20 protein-coding genes are annotated in these 21,132 nt (G+C 68.5%); 2 read left to right on the top strand and 18 right to left on the bottom strand.

Going from position 1 to position 21,132, the window contains the following annotated elements; genetic code table 11:
* The 3 genes from tsf to ACWEJ6_RS30320 form a co-directional block, all read right to left on the bottom strand.
* Positions 1–834: a translation elongation factor Ts gene (tsf, locus tag ACWEJ6_RS30310; RefSeq protein ID WP_452428139.1), complete on the bottom strand. Its 834-nt coding sequence runs from the start codon at positions 832–834 to the stop codon at positions 1–3.
* An 868-nt stretch (positions 835–1,702) separates the two neighbouring features.
* Positions 1,703–2,623, bottom strand: a complete 921-nt coding sequence (rpsB, locus tag ACWEJ6_RS30315; protein WP_452428141.1) for a 30S ribosomal protein S2 — start codon at positions 2,621–2,623, stop codon at positions 1,703–1,705.
* A 242-nt stretch (positions 2,624–2,865) separates the two neighbouring features.
* Complete coding sequence (locus ACWEJ6_RS30320) at positions 2,866–3,480, bottom strand: ArsR/SmtB family transcription factor (RefSeq protein ID WP_452428143.1); 615 nt, start codon at positions 3,478–3,480, stop codon at positions 2,866–2,868.
* Positions 3,481–3,635: 155 nt separating this feature from the next.
* Here ACWEJ6_RS30320 and ACWEJ6_RS30325 point away from each other — a divergent pair, with 155 nt between their 5' ends.
* On the top strand, positions 3,636–4,958 hold the full coding sequence (locus tag ACWEJ6_RS30325) for an MFS transporter (RefSeq protein ID WP_452428145.1): 1,323 nt from the start codon (positions 3,636–3,638) through the stop codon (positions 4,956–4,958).
* Positions 4,959–5,180: 222 nt separating this feature from the next.
* Here the strand turns inward: ACWEJ6_RS30325 and ACWEJ6_RS30330 are convergent, their stop codons facing one another.
* Entirely contained in the window at positions 5,181–5,321 is a 141-nt protein-coding gene (locus tag ACWEJ6_RS30330; RefSeq protein WP_452428147.1) for a hypothetical protein, read from the bottom strand.
* Positions 5,322–5,441: 120 nt separating this feature from the next.
* A complete protein-coding gene (locus tag ACWEJ6_RS30335; protein WP_452428149.1) occupies positions 5,442–6,680 on the bottom strand; it encodes a GNAT family N-acetyltransferase in 1,239 nt (412 codons plus the stop codon).
* Between the two features lie 175 nt (positions 6,681–6,855).
* Here ACWEJ6_RS30335 and ACWEJ6_RS30340 point away from each other — a divergent pair, with 175 nt between their 5' ends.
* On the top strand, positions 6,856–8,286 hold the full coding sequence (locus ACWEJ6_RS30340; RefSeq protein WP_452428151.1) for a M23 family metallopeptidase: 1,431 nt from the start codon (positions 6,856–6,858) through the stop codon (positions 8,284–8,286).
* A 1,609-nt stretch (positions 8,287–9,895) separates the two neighbouring features.
* Here ACWEJ6_RS30340 and ACWEJ6_RS30345 read toward each other — a convergent pair.
* The 13 genes from ACWEJ6_RS30345 to rpsP all read right to left on the bottom strand — a co-directional run bounded on the left by ACWEJ6_RS30345 (position 9,896) and on the right by rpsP (position 20,981).
* Positions 9,896–11,008: a tyrosine-type recombinase/integrase gene (locus ACWEJ6_RS30345; RefSeq protein ID WP_452428153.1), complete on the bottom strand. Its 1,113-nt coding sequence runs from the start codon at positions 11,006–11,008 to the stop codon at positions 9,896–9,898.
* 368 nt (positions 11,009–11,376) lie between these two features.
* Positions 11,377–12,630 (bottom strand): DNA-processing protein DprA, encoded by a 1,254-nt coding sequence (gene dprA / locus ACWEJ6_RS30350; protein WP_452428155.1) that lies wholly within the window; start codon positions 12,628–12,630, stop codon positions 11,377–11,379.
* A 91-nt stretch (positions 12,631–12,721) separates the two neighbouring features.
* The gene (locus tag ACWEJ6_RS30355; protein WP_452428157.1) at positions 12,722–14,263 is read right to left on the bottom strand and encodes a YifB family Mg chelatase-like AAA ATPase; all 1,542 of its coding nucleotides are present in this window, start codon (positions 14,261–14,263) and stop codon (positions 12,722–12,724) included.
* A complete protein-coding gene (locus ACWEJ6_RS30360) occupies positions 14,264–14,617 on the bottom strand; it encodes a YraN family protein (protein ID WP_352350319.1) in 354 nt (117 codons plus the stop codon).
* 1,135 nt (positions 14,618–15,752) lie between these two features.
* Positions 15,753–16,076 (bottom strand): DUF2469 domain-containing protein, encoded by a 324-nt coding sequence (locus ACWEJ6_RS30365; protein ID WP_026215037.1) that lies wholly within the window; start codon positions 16,074–16,076, stop codon positions 15,753–15,755.
* Positions 16,077–16,115: 39 nt separating this feature from the next.
* A complete protein-coding gene (locus ACWEJ6_RS30370) occupies positions 16,116–16,784 on the bottom strand; it encodes a ribonuclease HII (protein ID WP_452428160.1) in 669 nt (222 codons plus the stop codon).
* Positions 16,785–16,834: 50 nt separating this feature from the next.
* Positions 16,835–17,431 carry a signal peptidase I gene (gene lepB, locus ACWEJ6_RS30375; protein WP_352330985.1) on the bottom strand — a complete coding sequence of 199 codons (597 nt, stop codon included), beginning with the start codon at positions 17,429–17,431 and terminating at the stop codon, positions 16,835–16,837.
* Entirely contained in the window at positions 17,431–18,288 is an 858-nt protein-coding gene (gene lepB, locus ACWEJ6_RS30380) for a signal peptidase I (RefSeq protein ID WP_387667740.1), read from the bottom strand. Before lepB (ACWEJ6_RS30380) ends, lepB (ACWEJ6_RS30375) begins: the two co-directional genes overlap by 1 nt.
* A 142-nt stretch (positions 18,289–18,430) precedes the next feature.
* Positions 18,431–18,793: a 50S ribosomal protein L19 gene (gene rplS / locus ACWEJ6_RS30385; protein WP_352350313.1), complete on the bottom strand. Its 363-nt coding sequence runs from the start codon at positions 18,791–18,793 to the stop codon at positions 18,431–18,433.
* 137 nt (positions 18,794–18,930) lie between these two features.
* The gene (trmD, locus tag ACWEJ6_RS30390) at positions 18,931–19,710 is read right to left on the bottom strand and encodes a tRNA (guanosine(37)-N1)-methyltransferase TrmD (protein WP_364389021.1); all 780 of its coding nucleotides are present in this window, start codon (positions 19,708–19,710) and stop codon (positions 18,931–18,933) included.
* Positions 19,710–20,210: a ribosome maturation factor RimM gene (gene rimM / locus ACWEJ6_RS30395; protein ID WP_358283744.1), complete on the bottom strand. Its 501-nt coding sequence runs from the start codon at positions 20,208–20,210 to the stop codon at positions 19,710–19,712. The genes trmD and rimM overlap by 1 nt, the downstream gene beginning before the upstream one ends.
* A 74-nt stretch (positions 20,211–20,284) precedes the next feature.
* A complete protein-coding gene (locus tag ACWEJ6_RS30400; protein ID WP_020546537.1) occupies positions 20,285–20,530 on the bottom strand; it encodes an RNA-binding protein in 246 nt (81 codons plus the stop codon).
* A 1-nt stretch (position 20,531) separates the two neighbouring features.
* Positions 20,532–20,981, bottom strand: a complete 450-nt coding sequence (gene rpsP, locus ACWEJ6_RS30405) for a 30S ribosomal protein S16 (RefSeq protein ID WP_352329496.1) — start codon at positions 20,979–20,981, stop codon at positions 20,532–20,534.
* Positions 20,982–21,132 lie beyond the last annotated feature (151 nt).

Here is a 21,132-nt window from a genome sequence, read left to right on the forward strand (position 1 = left end):
CTAAGCCTGGCCGACCTTGAATCGGACGAAGGCGAGCACCTCGACGCCGTTCTCCTCGGCGTACTTGCCCACGCTCTTCTTGTTGTCCTTCACGAAGGCCTGCTGGACCAGGGTGAAGTCCTTGTACCAGCCGTTGACGCGACCCTCGACGATCTTGCCGATGGCGGCCTCGGGCTTGCCCTCCTCGCGGGTCATCTCCTCGAAGAGCTTGCGCTCCTTCTCGATGATCTCGGCGGGGACGGACTCGGCCTTGAGGTACTGCGGGGCCATCGCCGCGGCGTGCTGGGCGATGTCCTTGGCGACCTCGGCGTTCGGCTTGTCGAGCTGCACGAGCACGCCGACCGCCGGCGGCAGCGCCGGGTCCGTCTTGTGCATGTACGAGCCGATGTAGCCGCCCTCAAGCACGGCGAAGCGGCGGATCTCGATCTTCTCACCCAGCGCGGCGTTGGCCTCGTCCAGGTGCTCCTTGACGGTCTTGCCGTCGAAGGAGGAGTCGAGCAGCGTCGCCACGTCGGCGGGCTTGCTCGCCAGGATGTGGGCGACCACACCGGCGGCCAGCTCCTGGAAGCGCTCACCCTTGGCCACGAAGTCGGTCTCGCAGTTGAGCTCGAGAAGAGCGGCGGAGGAGTCGCTGTCCTGCTGGAGCGCGACGAGGCCGTTGGAGGCCGTACGGGCCTCGCGCTTGCCCACGTCCTTGGCGCCCTTGAGGCGCAGGAGCTCGATGGCGCGGTCGAAGTCGCCTTCGGACTCCTCAAGCGCCTTCTTGCAGTCCATCATGCCGGCAGCGGTGATCTCGCGAAGCCGCTTGACGTCGGCCATGTTCACGGAAGCCATTGCTCTTATTCCTTGTGGGATTTCGTCGTCGTCGTGGATCGGAGTGGACGCCCTGGGCGCCCGCCCCTGGTCGGTGCGGCAGGCGCGCGCCGCACCAGGGCCTTGTCGTGCGCGGGTCGTGCGCGGGTCGTGCGTTCTGCCTCGGTCGTGCGCGGTCTTGCCCAGGTCTTGCACGGGTCTTGCACGGTCTCAAGCGGTGGCGCCGGGTCGTGCCGGCTGGGCTTCCGCCCGGCCCCTTTGGCTTTCACCTGACTGGCCCGGCTTTCGCCTGGCCCGTCCGGCTGCCTCCGGAACCTTCGCTCGTACCTGGGCTCGGTCTGGGCTCGGTCTGGGCTCGGGCTTCGTCCGGCCTTGGCGCGGACTCCGCTCGGGCCCGGGTTTTCGCCCAGGTCTCCGCTCAGCAGGACGGGCTCCGCCGGTGGAGCTCCGCTCCGCCTCGCTCGGCATACTGCCCAGCCAGGCTCGGCTTATCGCTCCGGCCCGATGGTCATCCACCTCGGCTCATCGCCTCGGCTTCCGACGCCCGGCCCTGATCTACCGCCCGAACCTGATCGCCACCCTGCCCAGGCTCTCGCCTCGGCCTGATCGCCACCCTGCCTTGACCTATCGCCTCGGCCTGATCGCCACCCTGCCTTGACTTATCGCCTCGGCGGGGTGCCGTCCTGTCCGGCTTGCCGTCCCGGCTCGGCCGTTTGCCCAGTCGAGACGCGTACCTTGCCCTACCAAGCCTCAGCCCGTGCAGGACCTCGGTTCCGCTCACCCTCTATCGGCCGGCTGCCCGCCCCGCACCGCGGTCGATGACGACCTGCGGCGCGGAGCCGGCGCCTGTACCGTGCCCGGCCTCACGACCGGGCGCGGCGGCCGTGTCTCAGGCCTGCGGCTCGGACTCGGGGGTCGCGTCGGCAGCCGGAGCGGCCTCGGCGGCGGGCGCCTCCTCGGCCGGAGCCTCGGCAGCGGGGGCCTCCTCGGCGGCGGCCTCGGGAGCAGCCTCAGGGGCGGCCTCGGCGGCCTGCCCCTGGCCCTGCTCGATGAGCTCGCGCTCCCACTCGGCCAGCGGCTCGGCGGCGGCCGGCTTCTCGTCACCGCGGGCGGCGCCGGAGCGAGCCATCAGACCGGCGGCGACACCGTCGGCGACGACCCGGGTGAGCAGGCCGACGGCGCGGATGGCGTCGTCGTTGCCCGGGATCGGGTAGTCGACCTCGTCGGGGTCGCAGTTGGTGTCGAGGATCGCGACGACCGGGATGCCAAGCTTCTTGGCCTCGCTGATCGCGATGTGCTCCTTCTTCGTGTCCACGACCCACACCGCGCTGGGCACGCGGCCCATGTCACGGATGCCGCCGAGCGTGCGCTCGAGCTTGTCCTTCTCGCGACGGCGCATGAGGAGCTCCTTCTTGGTGAGCCCCGAGCCGGCGACGTTGTCGAAGTCGAGCTCATCGAGCTCCTTCAGACGCTGAAGCCTCTTGTGCACGGTGGAGAAGTTGGTGAGCATGCCGCCCAGCCAGCGCTGGTTCACGTACGGCATGCCGACCCGCGCGGCCTGCTCGGAGATGGCCTCCTGAGCCTGCTTCTTGGTGCCGATGAACAGGATCGTGCCGCCGTGGGCGACGGTCTCCTTGACGAAGTCGTAGGCACGGTCGATGTACGACAGCGACTTCTGCAGGTCGATGATGTAGATGCCGTTGCGCTCGGTGAAGATGAAGCGCTTCATCTTCGGGTTCCACCGGCGGGTCTGGTGGCCGAAGTGAACGCCGCTCTCGAGCAGCTGTCGCATGGTGACGACGGGGGCCATGTGATGGTCCTCCAGGTCTGGGCGCCCTGCGGATGGGCGCAGTTCTCGGTTGTGCCGCGGTAGCGCGTTGTCTACCGCCCTGATGCCCCAAAACCGCTCCAGCCGGGCCGGGGCCCGGACCGAGGGTGCGGTCCGCAACGGGGCATGCGAAGTCGGCCTGTTGCCACAGGCCATCGAAAAGTCTACCTCCCACACCGCCCCAGGCTGACCGCCGGAGGTCAAACCGACATGCCGGGTACGGCTCACCCCACATCGTGGTCCTCCGTGGGCAACCCGGGCGACGTCCTGGGGGCGACCGGGAAGAGGTTGATCTGCGCCTCCGCGATCCTGGCACCGCTCGGCGCGTCCTCCTTGCTGCGCTGGTGGGCGATGTACGGCTCCAGGAGCTTCTCGATCTCCGCGCTCAGCCGTCCCAGCTCGCTCGCGTCGACTCTGATCCGGGTGCGGCTGAAGCGCGTCGCGTCGCGCCATTCGTCCGTGTCGTGCTCGATGCTGGCCAGGGCCCGGTCGGCCTCGTCGCCGGCCTCCTTGCGGAACGCCTTGATCAACAGGGTCTTGGCGTCACGGACCTCCGGCTGGTCGTCCGGCAGCACCCCCACGCTGAACGGCTTGTGCGTCGATCTCCACAGCCGTTCGCGTCCGTCCCCTCTGGGCGGGGCGTCCTCGACGAAGCCGTACTTGGCCAGCATGCGCAGGTGATAGCTGGCGGCGCTGGGCGTGATCCCCGCGATCTCGGCCACCTCGGTCGCGGTGGCGCTGTCCTGCACGCCGAGCCGGTTGAGGATCAACAGCCTCGCCGGGTGAGCCAGCGCCCGCATCATCTTGGGATCGCTGAGCCCCTCCATGTCCTGCGTCATGTGCCAAAGGTACCCGGCGAGAGATGTGAAGCATTCCCTTTACAACTCTGAAGGGATCCCTTCATACTTATGAAGTCTTCCTTTCACATCTCTCCCCGCCCTGTCCGACCGGCCCCTCTTCACCTCCTCCCGAACTCGCCACCGGAGACCCCAGCATGGACACGACGCCCCCACTCCCCCTCCGCAAGCAGCGTGACTACCGCCTGCTGTGGAGTGCCCGCACGATCTCGATCACCGGCTCGGAGGTCTCCAAGCTGGCCGTCCCGCTGACCGCCATCACGCTGCTGACCGCCTCACCCGCCGAGATGGGGCTGCTGACCGCCGCCGCCCCGCTGCCCGCCCTGCTGTTCGGCCTCCAGTCGGGCGCCATCGCCGACCGTCTCACCCGGCACCGCCCGCTGATGATCGCCTGCGAGCTCGTCTCCTGCGCCGCCGCCGCCACCGTCCCGCTGGCCTGGCTGCTCGGCGTCCTCACCGTGCCCTGGCTGATCATCGTGGCCCTGGTCATCGGTACGGCCGGCGTCATCTTCAAATCCGCCAACTTCCCCTACATAGCCGCGGTCGTGGACCCGTCGCAGCGCACCGAGGCCATGGCCGGCTTCCATGCCTCGTACTCGGTGGCCTCCGTGAGCGGCCCCGGTCTGGCCGGCATCCTGGTCCAGACGCTCACGGCGCCGTTCGCCGTACTGGCCGAGGCGCTGTCGTTCCTCGCCTCCGCCATCCTGCTCCGCTCGATCCGCACCCCGGAGCACAACGAGCCCACCCGCTCGTCCAGCATGTGGCACGACATCGTCGAGGGCCTGCGAACCAGCCTCACCCACCCCACGCTCCGAGCCGTCCTGGGCGCCGGCGTGACGATCAACTTCTTCGCCATGGCGTACATCGCCGTCTACATGCTCTACATGGTCAACACGCTCGACATCCCCAAGGGAATGATCGGCCTCCTCACGGCGCTGAGCGGCGCGGGCGGCCTCCTGGGCGCCTGGCTCACCTCCCGCCTGTCCAAGCGCTACGGCGAGAACCGCATCCTGCTCGTCTCGGTCCTGTTCTTCCCGCTGGACATCCTCGCCGTCGGCCTCCTGACCGGCCCCCTCTGGGTGAAGCTCACCGTCCTCGGCCTGACGGGCGTCATGACCGGCGTCATCGTGGTCGCCTTCGCCACCTGCATGGGCGTGATCACACTCCGCGACACCCCCGCCGCCCTCCGAGGCCGCGTGAACGCCACCATGACCTTCGCCGTACAGGGCGTCCTGGCCGTCGGCGGCCTGGTGGGCGGCGTACTGGCGGAGTTCATGGGCCTGCGCCCGGTGATCCTGCTGAGCGCGGCGGGCATCGCCCTGAGCAGCCTCTGGATCTGGCTCTCCCCCCTACGTCCCAACCGCCCTCAGACCTCCCACACCCCACCCGCGCCCCCTCACAACCCCAGCCCCCAGACACTGAAGAACCTGATCGAATCCAAGCGCCACTCAGTCATCTAGCCACCTCCACTCCCCCAAATCCCGCACTCCGCCTACACCACGTCTCGCTCCCGCTGCCACTACACCCCGCCCCCCTCTCGGCCCCTTGCCATCTCGCCAACCGCACGTACACCCTCGGCGCCTGCACCGGTCGTACGGCACACAGCCAGAGCCCTCGCCTTCACGGCCTACGACGCCCCTCCCACGGTTAGTGCCTTCACCTCCCGGCGTCGGCGGTTACCGTCACCGGGGGCGGCCCGTTTCTTGGGCACAGCCTTTCTCCAGCTCTTGGCGCAGCTTTGGATCGATCGCCACACCGGCCGCATGTGGTGACGCAATGGTGTGCCCCATGCTGACCAGGCAGAAATCGACCTGCCACTTCATCGACGTCCTGAAGCCAATTTGAGCCGTCACCGCCGGAAGCGGCCATCAATGGCCGCCCAGGAGCCGCAGCACTCGGCCCTATCAAGCTCCGCCGAACAACGACCTGAAGCTGGAACGGGCCTAATACGGCAGGTAATAGCTGAGCAGATCCGCGGTGAGCGGCGGGAAGAGCGCCTGGAACAGCTCTTCCTCTCCGGTGTAGACGTCGGGCCGGATGCGGGTCAGCCCCTCGATCCCGTGCGGGCCGAACAACAGGGCGGGCAGGTGGTCGGGTGCCACTCCGATGCCCTTCACGGATCCAGGTCTCTGCATCGGCCCTCCTGTGACGACCTCGCCAAGGCCATCGGCGCCGACCGGGATCCGGTAATGGGCGCCGAAGGTGGAGATGACGATGTCATCGCCGGTGCGGTCCGTCCCCTCTGCGGTGAGGCGCTGCCAGAGCAGCGGCCGGAGCCGGTCGAGCAACACCGCGACGTCCGGAATGCGCACGTAGTACTGCTCCGCCCGCTTCCGCGGTTCGTGGTCGAGGAACTCCTGCCAGGCGGTGGCAGTCACGGATCCGGCCCGATGGACGACTTTCAGCTCACTCCCGGGGAACTGGGCGACGACGGCACTGAGCAGGTCGCGGGCCGCGTCCTCGTCGGCGGCGGCAGCCTCGGCCAGCAGCACCTCGTCGTCGTCGGGAGGCGTGGTGCGTCCGGTGGCGATGACGGTGCCGGCGCGCTCCAGGACCCAGGAGGTGCTCGCCTGGTGGTCCAGCAGCCATCGCCAGCATGCCGCCGAATGCGGCATGGCCACGTCGAACCGGTCCTGAGCCATGTCCTGCAGAGCTGCCATGGCGGGAATGTCGGCGGGCCGGGCGACGCGGAGTGCGGGCGTGCCCTCACCGGCCGGGGGCGTGTGCACGGTCAGCGCCGACGGGATGTCGATGGCGTACTCGTAGCCGAACAGCCGGTAGAAGTACGGGATCCCGATCATCACCTGAACGACGTGACCACGGGCGGCGGAGCGGTCGTGAGCCCATCGCATGAGCGCCCGTACGAGTCCTCTTCCTTCGTATTCGCGGTCGGTGGCGACCAGTTCGACCTGGCCGGCGGGTAGGCGGATGCCGCCGACGCGCACTTCCTCGTCGAGGAGCGTCGCCGTGGACACGACCCGCTCTCCATCCACGACCACGGCGCAGGCGGACCAGCCGACCTCCGGGTCCGAGACGACCAGCCGGTGGTCGAGGGCGTCGGCCGAGTCGCCACGTTCGGTGAGCAGCGCGCTGATCTGGTCGAGGTCCGCCGGCCGTGCCTGCCGCAGAACGAGGCCGTCGGCCAGCGGGACGGGTGCGGGGGACGCTGCAGTCGGGCTCACGGTGGGACTCTTGCATCGCCCGGATGACCTCGTCCATTGGATTTCCACTCGGCCGGGCGGGCGGCGGGCTCGGCACAGGGCAGGTTGTCCACAGGAGGCTCCCCACCGCTTCCTGTATCCACAGAATCCCGCTCGCCTCGACCTCCGCAGGCCGCTCCCGGCAAGACTCCCCGCCATGCCCCCTCGCCCACGCCTCCCCGCCCTGTCCTCTCGCTCAGCACCACCACCGCCGAGACCATGCACGCAGAACGTGGCCCGCCGTGCCGTGATCTCCCTGGTCGTGCTCGCGACGGTGATCACGCTCACGACCATTGCCACCCCGGCTCCGCTGGCGAAGGCCGCCCCACCCGCCTGGCGATGGCCACTCGACGGCAGCCCCCGCGTCCTGCGCCGCTTCGCCCCGCCCTTGGCTCCTTGGCTGGCCGGACACCGCGGCATAGACCTGGCCGCCTCCGCCGACACCCCCGTCCTGGCCGCAGGCTCAGGCACCGTCCGCTACGCAGGCCCAGTAGGCGGAAGGGGAGTCGTCACCATCGACCACCCAGGCGGCCTCCGAACGACGTACCTGCCGATCAGCGCATCGGTGAAGCAGGGTGAGCCGATCACGATGGGCAGCCGTCTGGGGGTCGTACAAGCCGTACACGGGCATTGCCAGGAGTCATGCCTGCACTGGGGCCTGATCCAGAGCGCCCGCTACCTGGACCCTCTTCTCCTCCTGGGCCACGCCCCCATCCGCCTCCTCCCCATCTGGCCCAAGACCGCCCCACCGCAGACCACCCCGCCCCTGCTCCCTCCGGCCCCCAAAACACCCTCCGAAGCACCCCTTACCTATCCCTCCGAGCCTTCCGAAGCGCCCCTTGCCGTCCCCGTCGAGCCCTCCGAAGCACCCGTTGCCGTCCCCCTTGAGCCCTCCGAAGCTCCGCTTGACGTCTCGTCCAACCCCTCGGAGGCATTCGCAAGCAGCACCTCAACCCCACGCACCCTCCCCCTGCTCACCAAGCTGTCCGCCGCTTTCTACCGCCCGAACCCGCCCCTGCTTCCACGCCTGAACCCGCCTGCTTCGCTCGCACGGAACCTGCTCCCCAACGCCCCCGTGCCTCCTCCGCCCCCGCTCCTCGTCCCTCTCCCCCCGTCCCTGCTCACAGTTCTCGCGCACCACGACTCATCCGCGAACCAACACAACGCGCTCCCATCCGCCTACTCCACCGTCCTGCAGGCGCTTGCCCTCACCGCAGAGCCCACCCCCGAGACCCCGCTCATCACCCCTGCGGTCACCCCCTCACGCCCGGAGATGCGTTCCAGCGACCTTCCCCTCCGCAACCAATCAGCCAGAACTCCCGAGCAGCGGCATGACCCAACTCACGCCCCCTCCAGATCCCTTGCAACCGTCCTCCGCCTCCTGACACATGCGGCTTCGCTGCCAGCAGCCCCAGCGATCGGACTGGGCACCATCCTCGGCGCCGCCCTCCTCATCACGGCCCTACGCCGCCGCCGACGCCCCCACAAGAAACACCACGGCTCAAGAAGCGGAAGCGGCCAACACCGCAAACCCCCAACAGAGGGACTCCACAGACGCCCCACCCCACCCTCACGACGCTCCTCCTGACCCCTCAAAACCGCCCTCAGAGACTCACTCTTCAAGCCCTAAACCCGACAGCTGCCGAGAACCTCCAAGCTCACAACGAGACCCCCACAACGGCCACCCGCATCAATCCAGAAATGCCTTCAAGGCAACCAAGATGCCCATCCATTCACCGCCGCTGGATGAACACGACCGTCAAACCTCATCGGGAAACGCGTGCGCCCTTGATCCGGACCAAGCCCCGCCTAATAAGAGCGCCTTGTTCGCCCTCCGGCCCCACGGCCCAGCCTCCGTCCACCGCCTCCGTCCACCGCCTCCGTCGCCATCCGCCCACCGCTGCCGGTCGACCGCTGTCGGTCCACCGCCGTCCGCCCACCACCCACCGCCGACGCCCGACACCGGCACCGGCCGGCACCGGCCAACCGTCTCTGAACCCTCCGCCCTCGTGCCCTCCGCCCTCGTGCCCTCTGCTCCTTGGCATCCTCACCGCCGAGCGAGGCACTGAATGCGGTGCACCAGGACCGCACTGCCAAGTTGCGGCCTACGTAGAGCGCACGGCACCAGCGCCGTGCGTGGTTATGGTTGCCTGTAGCGGCACAGGCCACTCGCGCCATGTGAATGGGGACCACCCATTTCTTGGCCGCCGCAGGTAAGCCCAGTCGCCACATGACCGCCGCTCGCCTGTATGCGAGACGCTTCTATGCGCCGTAAGGGAAGCTCGTCCAGCAGCAGACCGAACCAAGCCGGGACTCACTTGGGCGAGGGCTCGCCCCACGCCGGAGCCCGTACCCCCAGGGAGCGGCGTTCACCCGGACGATGACTAGACCCGCACCGGAGCCCGCACCCCCCAGGGAGCGGCGTTCACCCGGACGATGGCTAGACCCGCACCGGAGCCTGCACCCCAGTGGGGCGGGGACTCACCCAAGCGGTCGCTAGACCCGGGCTTAAGCCCCGCAACGCCATGCTGGGGTGAGAGACTCCCCGGCGATGGCTGGCCCCTGCTGGGGGACCATGCCCGCGAATACGCCTCCGACTCCGGTGTGGGCTTCTTCCTCTACCGTCCGCGCCGCTTTCGTGCGCGGTCCTTCGTTCCCAGTTCCTCCTTGGAGGGGGCTAGGTATAGACGCGTCCTGCTGTGGGCGGACGGCGCGTGATCTGGAACGTTCAGCAAGCCGGCGCCAGCCAGGAGTATCAGGTCCTCAATCAAGGCGCTGCACGTGACCCGCACCTCCGCGTGCTCGACTCCCGCGCGCCTATCCGGTAGAGCACCCGTCGGTTAGGTGGTCGCCGCCGGTCTTTCGCTCCACCCCGTGAATCCAGCACTGCCTGCACGTCAGGCACATGCTCCTCGCGTCATTGCCTCTCGCTCCTTCGGATCCCTCGCGGATTGACGGCACTGTCGTGTCGTCGCGCCGTCGGGTTCTCTGGCCGACGTGGCTACGGGTCTTGGGGCGTTGGCGTCGGTGTGGGAACTGCGCAGCACTCCCGAACGTGTCGTGCTGCGTCGCCTAGCTGCGGGTTCGGCCGGGCCCAATGCCTGCGTGGACGCTTGGTTCGACGTCTTATGGCCCTTGCCGCTCAGCCGGGGAGCGAGGGGTGGGTGAGAGAGGCAATGGCGTGCTGGTGTCTGTGGTCAGGCGCGGGGGTGTGCTTGGCGGTATGCGGTGCGGAGGCGGTCGATCGAGACGTGGGTGTAGATCTGGGTTGTGTTGAGGGAGGCGTGACCGAGTAGTTCCTGGACGCTACGCAGGTCTGCGCCCCCTTCGAGCAGGTGGGTTGCCGCGGTGTGCCGCAGTCCGTGTGGGCCCATGTCGGGGGCGCCCTCGGTCTGGGCCAGCCGCGCGTGCACCACCCGTCGTACGGTGCCGGCGTCGATCCGGCCGCCACGGACACCGAGGAAGAGGGCCGGCCCAGAGCGTTCCCGAACCCAGATGGGACGCCCGTTGATGCACCATCGGTCCAGAGCTCGAAGCGCTGGCAGCCCGAACGGCACGGAACGCTCCTTTCGTCCCTTGCCCAGGACCCTGATGACATGCCGGTCCCGGTCCACGTCATCGACGTCGAGCGCGCAGAGCTCGCCCACCCGCACACCCGTGGCGTAGAGGAGTTCCAGGAGGGCCTGGTCTCGAAGGTCTTTGGGATCGCCGGTGGACTGGGGCGCGCTCAGGACGGCCTGGGCCTGATCCTGGTCGAGCACGGCAGGCAAGGGACGGGGCGCCTTGGCACTGCCCAACAGCAGGCCGGGGTCGGCGGCCAGCCAACCCCGGCGGTGGCAGTACGCGGTGAAGGTACGGACGCACGCCGTTCTGCGAGCCAGCGTGGCTCTTGCCTTGCCTGCACTGTGCTGGTCGGCCAGCCAGCCCCTCAGCTCGCTGATGTCCAGGCCGTCAAGCCGTCCATGGAGGTGGTCGAGGAGGGCGGTGATGTCGGAGAGATAGGCGCGCACTGTATGTGGGGAAAGGTCTCGCTCGAACCGCAAATACCTCTCGAACTCGGCAAGCACTTCGTCGGCATTTACGTCACGGTGCAGACCAGGGTTCAGGTCACGATTCAGGTCCGCATTCACGTGGGGGTTCAAGTCAGCGTTCACGTGGGGGTCCGGGTCCGCGTTCACATCAAGGTTCAGGTCTGCGTTCACGCTGGGGTTCTGGTCTGCGTTCACGCTGGGGTTCTGGTCTGCGTTCACGTTGGGGTTCAGGTCGGGATTTGGGTCGCGGTTCAGGCTGTCGTTCAGGTCGCTGTTCAAGGCTTCACCTACTGTCCCCACGAACATTCGCCACTTCTGTCACTGCTGTGCCGCCTGATGCCTCGGGCTTCGCCATGGGAGCGGTGTGCAGCTCAACCGCTCGAGCGTCCGTCCGAGCGGCCGAGCAAGGCACGACGCGGCACGGCACGGCACGGCACGGCACGGCACGGCACGGCACGGCACGGCACGGCGCGGCACGGCGCGGACGTCGGCTGCGGCTTGGTTGCGCGTCTCATTGCCCACATGTCAGTCATTTTCAATCGCCCTCATGCCCCCTTCCTTCACCATCTCACCCGATGAACTCGCCACCTGGGTCATGGTGGCTGTCACATCGGCGGTGTCGCATGCCCCCACGTCACAACGATTGGTCAGGTAGGAGGTGCGAGTTCTTCGGGGTGGGGCGGGGGTGGGGTGTCGTCTTCCGCAGGTGGCGGAGGGTCTGTGGCTGGGGCTTCGTTGGCCGGGGGTGGGGTCAGGGCCATGGTTTCGGGGGCTTTCGGGTAGCTGGATGTGGTTTTGCGGAGGCGCCAGCCGCCGCCCGCTCGTTCTATGTATCCGGCTGCGGCCAAACCGCCGAGGGCACTCAGTGTGATGTCCATGCTGACGCCTGCTGAGACCGCTATCGAGGCTGGACCGGCGCCGCCGCGGGTGGGGATGGCGTCCAGGACTCTCTTGGTGGATTCGCTGAGACCGTCGCGGGGGACGATGGGCGTTCGGGTCTGCGGGGCCAGGTCGTCGCCCATGACGCCGACTAGTTCGATCATTTCCTCCGGAGTGGTGACACAGACCGCCTTGCGTTCGCGCAGGAGTTTGTGGCAGCCGGCCGACAACGCGGACGTGGTGGGCCCGGGCACCGCCCCCAGGTGACGGTTGAGAGTGAGCGCGTGGCCGGCGGTGTTCAGGGCACCGCTGCGGAGGGCTGCCTCCACGACGGCCGTGCCTCTGGTCAGGGCGGCGATGAGGCGGTTCCTGATCAAAAACCGGGCGCGGGTGGGATGGACGCCGGGCGGGCATTCGCTCACCACGACGCCCTGCTCGCGGGCCTGGGCGAAGAGCTCCTGATGGCCGCTCGGGTAGCAGATGTCCACTCCGCAGGCGAGAACGACCACCGTGGGTGAGCCGGCCAGCAGGGCGCCCTTGTGGGCCGCGCCGTCCACCCCGTAGGCGCCGCCGGAGACGACGGACCAGCCCGCTTCGCTGAGGCCGATGCCGAAGTCGGCCGCGATGTGCAGACCGTACTGGGTCGCGGCTCGGGCTCCTACGACGGCCACGGACTGCAGGCAGGCGAAGCGGAGATCGGCCGTGCCGTGCAACCAGAGGCCCAGGGGGCGGCTCGGGCCGAGATGGTCCAGTTGCGTGGGCCATTCGGGGTCGCCTGGGACGATCAGCCTGGCTCCGTGCTTCTCGCCGGCCTCCAGATCGGCGGCGGGCTTCGACGCAGCCAGCCGGAGGAACCAGGCGTTCAGCCGACCCGACAGGTCACACGGACGTTCCTGCCGGGACTCCTGGGCGGTGAAGGCCGGTGGAAGTGCGCGCTCGCGGATCGCCTCCACCGCTCCGGAGGCACCGAGGTGCGCCACCAGGCGGCCCATGGCCGTGTCGCCCACGTCGGCGGCTCGCATGAGGGCCGCACGTGCCTCATGCTCTGGACTAATCACAGGGACCTCCTGGTGATCTTCATGGGCGGGTTCGTGTGCAGGCGGACGGCCGGGGTCACGGTTGTACTCCGAGCCAGAAGCCGAGGGCTGCGGTGGTCTCGTCTTCTTCTGGGCGGTCTTTGCCGGCGAGGTCGGCGAGGGTCCAGGCGACGCGCAGCGTGCGGTCGAGGCCGCGGGCGGTGAGGGAGCCAGAGTCGAGGCAGGAGGTCATGGGCTTCATCGCCGCATCGGACGGACGGAGGTCGGAGTGGAGGACGGATGAGGGGATCTCGGCGTTCGTCCGCCAGGGGGTGTGGGCCAGGCGTTTGACGGCGCGCTCGCGGGCCAGCAGGACGCGTTCGGCCACTGTTTCGCTGGATTCGACGAAGTGGCGGTCGGCCAGGAGCTCGCGTCTGGACGAACGGGCGACCGTGACCTTCATGTCGATGCGGTCGAGGAGGGGACCGGACAGCCGGCCCAGATATCGACGTCTTGTGGTGGGCGAGCAGCGGCAGGTCGCGCCGGCCTGGTCGTCGGCCTGGGCGCAGGGGCACGGATTGGCGGCCAGCACCAGCATGAACCGGGCGGGGAACGTGACCGACGCCGCGGATCTGGACACCGTGACGCGCCCCGACTCCAGCGGTTGCCGCAACGAGTCGAGGACGTGACGAGGGAACTCGGGGGCCTCGTCCATGAACAGCACGCCCCTGTGCGCGAGGGAGACCGCTCCCGGACGGACGACCGTGCTGCCGCCACCGATGATGGCGGCCGCCGTCGCCGTGTGGTGGGGGCTGACGAACGGCGGACGGTTGATCATGGGACTGTCGGGTGGCAGCAACCCCGCGACGGAGTGGATGGCCGTGACCTCCAGGGCGTGGTCGAGCTCCAGGTCCGGCAGGAGGGTGGGAAGGCGTTCGGCCAGCAGGGTCTTGCCGGTGCCGGGCGGGCCCACCATCCACAGGTTGTGGCCGCCTGCGGCGCACACCTCCAACGCCCGGCGGGCCACGGGCTGGCCGACGACGTCCGCCAGGTCGACGGCGGGCTGGGCCACGGGCTTGGGCGTGTCGACGAGGCCAGCGACCTCGGGTTCGGGTGGCTTGTCGCCTTTGCGTAGCCACTCGACCAGCTGGCGCAGGTGAGCCACCGGGACCACGTTCACGTCGGGGACCAGGCCCGCTTCCCCCGAATTCTCCGACGGGACGATGATCGTGGCGTCTTCGTGCGCCGCCGCGGCACCGAGGATGGACGGGAGCACTCCGCGCACGGGCCTGATGCGGCCGTCGAGACCGAGCTCGCCCAGGAAGAAGGGCTCGGCGATGCGCTCCGCCGGGACGACTCCTGCGGCTCCCAGGATGGCCATGGCGATGGCGAGGTCGAACTGGGATCCGCGCTTGGGGAGGCTGGCGGGGAAGAGGCTGACGGTGATGCGGGCGTCCGGCCATGGGTAACTGCTGTTGACCACGGCGGATCGCACCCGGTCGCGGGCCTCGCTGAGCGCTGTGTCGGGCAGGCCGATGAGGTGGATGCCGGCCAGGCCGTTGCCCACGTCGGCCTCGACCTCGACGCTGCGGCCGCTCACACCGACCAGCGCGACGCTGCGGGTGCGGGCCACGGCCATCTAGATCGCCCCCCGTATGTGGCGCAGGGCGAAGTTGCCCGCGAAGCGCTCAAGGGCGATCACGTCTATGCGTACGGCTTCGAAGGACCGGGACTGCGCCGACAGCCATTTGGCGGCCAGCATGCGGAGCCGCGCCAGTTTGGTGTGGTTCACGGATTCCAGGGCTGTGCCGTGGGATCTGCTCGATCTGGTCTTGACCTCGACGACCACCAGGACCTGACCGTCCAGGGCGATGATGTCGATCTCGCCGCGACGGCAGCGCCAATTGCGTTCGAGGATCGTCATTCCCTTGGCTTCGAGGTAGATCGCGGCCAGGTGCTCGCCTTCTTTGCCGAGCTCGTCTTTCGGAGCCATGGGTGGCGTCCCTTCGTCCGTCGTCGGTGCTGTGTTCGGTCACCGACCTTGGCGGATGGCGGGGAGATCAGACGGAGGCGAACGGGATTCTGGGGATAGCGGGGAGAGCTGGGCGGTGGCTTGTGGATAACTCCACGCAACCGAGGCTCGTTGCCGGGCCATCGAGGGGCGTCATCTGTGCATCCAGCCGGGATGACGGAACGGGTCAGAGCCTTGTGTGATCAGGTGCGATGTGCGCTGTGACCGTCCTGCCCGAGGCGGCTAGCCATGGCACGACAGTCGGCCACTGCACAGCGCAGAGGCGGCGGAGGCGCATCATGAGCACTACGGCCCTGCGGCCCTCCACGGCTCCTGAAGCGATGCGGACCGCTGGCGGCGACGGTGTAGGTAGGACGCGGAACCCATCCCACGAGGCGGCACATGACGGGCAACACGTGGGAGGAGGCGGGCAGCGCGTGGCGGAGGCCGGCAGCGCGTGGCGGAGGCCGGCAGCGCGTGGCGGAGGCCGGCAGCGCGTGGCGGAGGCCGGCAGCGCGTGGCGGAGGCCGGCAGACGCCTGCATCGTGGGCCAAATGGCGCTCATCTTGAGCCGGCTGCCGACGCTCATCGCGGGCCAGGCGTCGCTAGTCTGAACTGGCTAATGCTTCCGCCTGCCCGGCGACCCTCACCCTGCGCTCGACGACGACCATCGCAGCCGGATGACGCCCCAGCATGCGCTCATGGCGCTCAGCGTGTGCCCGCAGCGCCCAACGTGTCCCGGCAGCGCCCAACGTCCTGCAGGGCCCAACATGTGCCGACAGCACCCAGCTGGCAGCAGGCGGGTGCTCAGCGTGCAGTATGGGGCCAGCGTGCAGGAGGCGGCGGTGCTCAGCAGGTGCAGGCGCATTGTGCAAGGCATCGGGGCCGATGAGGTCAGCGTTGGTCAACCAGCAACGAGACTTCCTGGGACCAATAGCCGCCTAGAGCGATGAGTCCCCCGATGCGGCGTGGCAGCCGCGCCGTCACGCCCACCCCCAGAACCCTGGAACTCCAGGTGCGAGCACAAGCTCAACCGAGCCCAACACACCCCCACCGCCGGACCCACCAGCAACACCCGCCGCCCCACCGGCCCCCGCCTCGACGGCGCCCCTTCGACCTACCCCGAGAACCCTTCCTTGGGCATCTCCAGGTCGGCCTTGGCCAGTTCCTCCACGTTCACATCCTTGAACGTGACCACCCGCACGTTCTTCACGAACCGCGCCGGCCGGTACATGTCCCACACCCAGGCGTCCTGCATCTTCACATCGAAGAAGACGTCGCCGTTCTCCGCCGTACGGACGTCGAGGTCGACCGAGTTGGTCAGGTAGAACCGACGCTCAGTCTCCACGACGTATGTGAACAAACCGACGACATCACGGTATTCGCGGTAAAGCTGCAGCTCCATCTCGGTTTCGTATTTTTCGAGATCCTCTGCGCTCATCGCGGTCCTCCTGTCGTACCGGTCCCCCGGTTCGCCTGCTCAGGCAACCCCGGCCCCCATCTCATTTTCACCCATCCCTCTGGCCACCGTGACGAAGGAGTAACGGTGTTCGGGGCACGGGCCGTGTCTCTCCAGTGCCAAACGGTGTCCTGGCGTGACATACCCCTTGTGCTCGGCAAAACCGTACTGAGGGAACCTTCGATCCAGCTCGACCATGAGGCGGTCCCTCGTCACCTTGGCCACGATCGACGCGGCCGCCACGCAGGCGGCCACCTGATCCCCCTTCCACACCGCCAGGGACGGCGCGGGCATTCCGGGCACCGGGAAGCCGTCCGTGAGGATGTACTCCGGATCACATGGCAACTGCGCCACAGCCCGCCGCATTCCGGAGATGTTGCTCCTGTGCAGCCCCCGGGCGTCGATCTCGGCGGCCGGGATCACCACGACGCCCACGTGGGCGGTGGCGACGACGCGGTCGTACATGCGCTCGCGCACCGGCGGGGACAGCACCTTGGAGTCACCGAGACCGTCGATCTCCCTGCGCAGGACGACGGCCGCGACGACCAGCGGCCCGGCGCAGGCGCCACGGCCCGCCTCGTCGACGCCCGCGATCGGGGTCAGCCCACGGCGGGCCAGCGCCCGCTCGTAGGCGTAGAGTCCGGAATCGCGCCGGACGACGCTTGGTCGAGGGCGGAACGCAACTGTCATGACACTCGAAGCGTACGCCCCATTCGCCGCAAACCGCGACCGAAAGCCCCTTACTTGACCTTGTCGAAAGTCTCGGGCGTGGAGAACAGGTAGCCGCGCGACAGCGGCCAGTAGCGGACGACCGCCTTGCCGATCACGTCGTCGACGGAGATGAAGCCGCCGCCGGGCTCGTCCATGTGGGCCCGCGAGTCCGCCGAGGCGGTGCGGTGGTCGCCCATCAGCCACAGTTTGCCGGCCGGGACGGTGACGCTGAACTTGTCGCCGCCGCCGAAGTCGCCGGGGTAGAGGTAGGACTCCTCGTCGAGCGGCGTGCCGTTGACGCTGATGCGATGCTTGGAGTCGCAGCACACCACCTTGTCGCCGCCGACGCCGATGACCCGCTTGATGGTGTCCTCGCCGGTGCGCCAGCCCTTGAAGACTACGATGTCGCCGCGCTCGGGATCGCCCGCCAGCTTGTTGACGAAGACCCGGTCGTTGATGAGCAGGGTGTTCTCCATCGACTCCGACGGGATGTAGAACGACCCGATCACGAACGCCTGGAGCAACAACGCGATGCCCACGCCGAGCACCAGCAGCAGGACGGTCTCCCGGAAGCCGCCCTTTTTCTTCTCTTTGGCCACGCCCTCCGCCTTCTTGGTGACGGCCATCAGCGCTTCCTCCCCAACCGGCGCCGACGAACCAGGACCAAGGGTACGGCCAGCCCGAACCCGGCCACCAGCGGTACGGCCCCTCCGAGTGCCTGGAGCGCGGGCTGCGCGAAGGTGTCGGGTATGGACAACACGCCCGCCCGGTTGAACGGCCAGACGATCACGAAGGCCCGGCCGATGACCTGACCTTCGGGGATCGAGCCGCCGCCCTGGTCGCCGGTGTGCGAGCGGGAGTCGAGCGAGACGGAACGGTGGTCGCCCATCACCCACAGCCGCCCGGGCGGCACGGTGATGTCGAAGAACCGGTCGGACGGCACATTGCCCGGATAGAGGTAGCTCTCCTCGTCGATGGCCGTGCCGTTGACCGTGATGCGCCCCTTGGAGTCGCAGCACTTGACGTGGTCGCCGCCCACGCCGATGACCCGCTTGATGTAGTCCTTCTCCCCGGGGACGACGCCGAAGGCCGTGCCGACCCAGCGGAAGAAGCCCGCGATCGGATTGGACGGCTCCTCGACCTCGAACTCGCCGTCCCAGGAGTCGACGCCGGAGAAGACGACCACGTCGCCGCGCTCGATGTCACGGGTGTGGTAGACGAGCTTGTTGACCAGGACCCTGTCGTTCTTGAGCAGGGTGTTCTCCATGGACTCCGACGGAATGTAGAAGGCCTGGATCACGAACGTCTTGATGATCAGGGCCAGCACGAGGGCCACAACGACAAGTACGGGGAGTTCTTTCCAGAACGACCCCTTCTTCTCCTTGTCGCCCTTTGCTGGCTTCTGAGTCTCTTCGGCGACCACGTCCACCTCGTCCTCGACAGGGCGGCGCGAGGCGCCGTGCTCCTGGTCTTCGCTTGTCATCGCTGACGAGCCTAGATGATGGAACGGCTCGACAAGCCTCGACCGACGTTACACCCACGCACGAGTCGCTCCACATAAAGGAAATGGCCCCGCAAAGCCGAAAGGCCCGTGCGGTGCACGGGCCTTTCGGAAAAGATTGGGGTTACTTCGCGGGCGTGGACTCACGCTTCTCGCGGATGCGGGCGGCCTTGCCGCGCAGGTCGCGCATGTAGTAGAGCTTGGCGCGACGCACGTCACCGCGGGTCACGAGCACGATCTTCTCGATGACCGGGCTGTGCACCGGGAAGGTGCGCTCGACGCCGACGCCGTAGCTGACCTTGCGGACCGTGAAGGTCTCGCGGGCGCCGCTGCCCTGCCGGCGCAGCACGAAACCCTTGAAGACCTGGATACGGGAGCGGTTGCCTTCGACGACTCGTACGTGGACCTCGAGCGTGTCACCGGGGCGGAACGCCGGGACGTCGCTCCGAAGGGTCGCCTTCTCGAGCTCCTGGATCTTCGTGTGCATGAGAGCTGTCCTCAAGTCCTCGCGAGCACGCGGAGGTCCACCCGGCCGGAGCTCGCGGCGGACACGCTTGCTGATTTGATGAACCCGGGACCGTTACCCGGGCATGACGGACCAACCGTGTGATGGTCGGCAGCGATTCAGTTTGCCACATCTTCCGGCCGGACGCGAAACGAGAGCTCGTCGAGCAGCTTCCTGTCGTGCTTGTCGAGCGTCTCTGGATCGAGCGCCGCGGCCAGTTCCGGCCGGTTCCGCACCGTACGCCGGAGCGCCTCGTCCCGTCGCCATCGGGCGACTTTTCCGTGATGCCCGGACAGCAGCACCGCGGGAACCTCGTGCCCGCGCCAGACCGGCGGCTTGGTGTAGACCGGGCCTTCCACCAGGTTCTGCATCGAACCCGGCGCGAAGGAGTCGTCCACGGCCGACTGGGCGTTGCCCAGCACGCCGGGCAGCAGCCTGCCGACGGCCTCGACCATCACCAGCACCGCGACCTCACCGCCGGCCAGCACGTAGTCGCCGATGCTGACCTCATCGACCCGCAGCCGGGCGCCGTACTCGGCCATGACGCGCGAGTCGATGCCCTCGTAGCGCCCGCAGGCGAACAGCAGCCACGGCTCGGCGGCCAGCTCCTGGGCCATTTCCTGGGTGAACGGCCGCCCGCTCGGCGTCGGCACGATGACCCGCGGAGCGCCGTCGCCGATCACCGAGTCGATGGCCTCGCCCCAGACCTCGGGCTTCATCACCATGCCGGGACCGCCGCCGTACGGCGTGTCGTCGACCGTCCTGTGCACGTCGTGCGCCCAGTCGCGGAGCTGGTGGACGCGTACGTCGAGGGTGCCGCGCTCGCGCGCCTTGCCGATCAGCGAGACGTCGAGCGGGGCGAAGTACTCGGGAAAGATGGAGATGATGTCGAGGCGCATCACAGCAGGCCCTCTGGCGGGTCGACGACCAGGCGCCCGCCCGTCAGATCGACCTCGGGCACCAGGGCCTTCACGAACGGGATGAGCGCGTCGTCCTGCCCGCGCCGGCGTACGACCAGCAGGTCCTGGCCGTGGTGCAGCACGTCGGTGACCTCGCCGACGGGCTCGCCCGACACGGTCTCCACCGCCAGCCCGACGAGCTGGTGGTCGTGGAACTCGTCCGGGTCGTCCGACGACTCCACGTCGGCGGAGTCGATGACCAGCATGGTGCCCCGGAGCTCCTCGGCGGCGTCGCGGCCGTGAACCCCCTCGAACGCGATCAGCAGCACGCCCTTGTGCCAGCGGCGGCTCTCGACCACGAGCGGCCCCGCGCTCGCCGGGTCGGTCGCGACTGCCACGCCCTCGGCGAAGCGCAGCTCGGGATCGTCGGTGCGCACCTCCACGGTGACCTCGCCGCGTACACCGTGCGGACGGCCTATCCGGCCGACGACCAGCTGCACGTAAACCCACCTTCTCCTAACGCAAGCGCCCCCATCAGCCCCTTCGGGACCGATGAGGGCGCGAATTCCTGACGCTAACGGACTGCTTCGTCCAGGTCGAGCAGATCGACCCGTACGTACTTCCCGTCGGCCAGGGCGTTCACAACGGTGCGCAGCGCCTTGGCGGTGCGCCCGCCGCGTCCGATGACCTTGCCCAGGTCCTCGGGGTGCACCCGGACCTCCAGGACGCGCCCGCTGCGAATGCGGCGAGCGCGGACCCGGACATCGTCGGGATGTTCGACGATGCCCTTAACGAGGTGCTCGAGAGCCTCCTCGAGCACGTCAGCCCTCGCCCTCGGTCGGGGTCTCGGCGGCGGGGGCGGCCTCAGCCTCTTCCTTCTTCTTGGCACGCTTGGGCGCCGTGGTGGCGGCCGTGCCGGTGTCGCCACCGGACAGCGCCTCCTTGGCCGCGGCCTCGTAGAGGGCGTGACGGTCGGGCGCGGGCTCGGCGACCAGCAGCGGCGCCGGGGCGGCCTCCCCCTTGAACTTCTGCCAGTCACCGGTGAGCTTGAGCAGCTTGAGCACCGGCTCGGTCGGCTGCGCGCCGACACCCAGCCAGTAGGCCGCACGCTCGGCGTTGACCTCGATGCGCGAAGGGTTTTCCTTCGGGTGGTACAGGCCGATCTCCTCGATCGCCCGGCCGTCACGCTTGGTGCGGCTGTCGGCGACGACGATTCGGTACTGAGCGTTGCGGATCATGCCGAGCCGCTTGAGCTTGATCTTGACTGCCACTGGTGTGGTCTCTCCTGCATTCGAGCGTGGGTGAACGGCACCTCATCGAGTGGGGCACGATGAGAGGACGTTCCAGGGACAGGCGTGGCCGGCAGGAGATGAGAGGGCACCCACCTGGTCACGATGTTCCAACATGTCATTCTGCCAGACC

Source organism: Nonomuraea sp. NPDC004702, assembly GCF_053601695.1.

Coding starts and splice junctions, on each gene's coding strand:
- ACWEJ6_RS30340 (WP_452428151.1), top strand. CDS start 6,856: ATGCCCCCTCGCCCACGCCTCCCCGCCCTGTCCTCTCGCTCAGCACCA.
- lepB (WP_387667740.1), bottom strand. CDS start 18,288: ATGACAAGCGAAGACCAGGAGCACGGCGCCTCGCGCCGCCCTGTCGAG.
- ACWEJ6_RS30320 (WP_452428143.1), bottom strand. CDS start 3,480: ATGACGCAGGACATGGAGGGGCTCAGCGATCCCAAGATGATGCGGGCG.
- ACWEJ6_RS30325 (WP_452428145.1), top strand. CDS start 3,636: ATGGACACGACGCCCCCACTCCCCCTCCGCAAGCAGCGTGACTACCGC.
- lepB (WP_352330985.1), bottom strand. CDS start 17,431: ATGGCCGTCACCAAGAAGGCGGAGGGCGTGGCCAAAGAGAAGAAAAAG.
- tsf (WP_452428139.1), bottom strand. CDS start 834: ATGGCTTCCGTGAACATGGCCGACGTCAAGCGGCTTCGCGAGATCACC.
- dprA (WP_452428155.1), bottom strand. CDS start 12,630: ATGCGAGCCGCCGACGTGGGCGACACGGCCATGGGCCGCCTGGTGGCG.
- rpsB (WP_452428141.1), bottom strand. CDS start 2,623: ATGGCCCCCGTCGTCACCATGCGACAGCTGCTCGAGAGCGGCGTTCAC.
- ACWEJ6_RS30330 (WP_452428147.1), bottom strand. CDS start 5,321: ATGAAGTGGCAGGTCGATTTCTGCCTGGTCAGCATGGGGCACACCATT.
- ACWEJ6_RS30365 (WP_026215037.1), bottom strand. CDS start 16,076: ATGAGCGCAGAGGATCTCGAAAAATACGAAACCGAGATGGAGCTGCAG.
- ACWEJ6_RS30355 (WP_452428157.1), bottom strand. CDS start 14,263: ATGGCCGTGGCCCGCACCCGCAGCGTCGCGCTGGTCGGTGTGAGCGGC.
- ACWEJ6_RS30360 (WP_352350319.1), bottom strand. CDS start 14,617: ATGGCTCCGAAAGACGAGCTCGGCAAAGAAGGCGAGCACCTGGCCGCG.
- rplS (WP_352350313.1), bottom strand. CDS start 18,793: ATGCACACGAAGATCCAGGAGCTCGAGAAGGCGACCCTTCGGAGCGAC.
- trmD (WP_364389021.1), bottom strand. CDS start 19,710: ATGCGCCTCGACATCATCTCCATCTTTCCCGAGTACTTCGCCCCGCTC.
- ACWEJ6_RS30370 (WP_452428160.1), bottom strand. CDS start 16,784: ATGACAGTTGCGTTCCGCCCTCGACCAAGCGTCGTCCGGCGCGATTCC.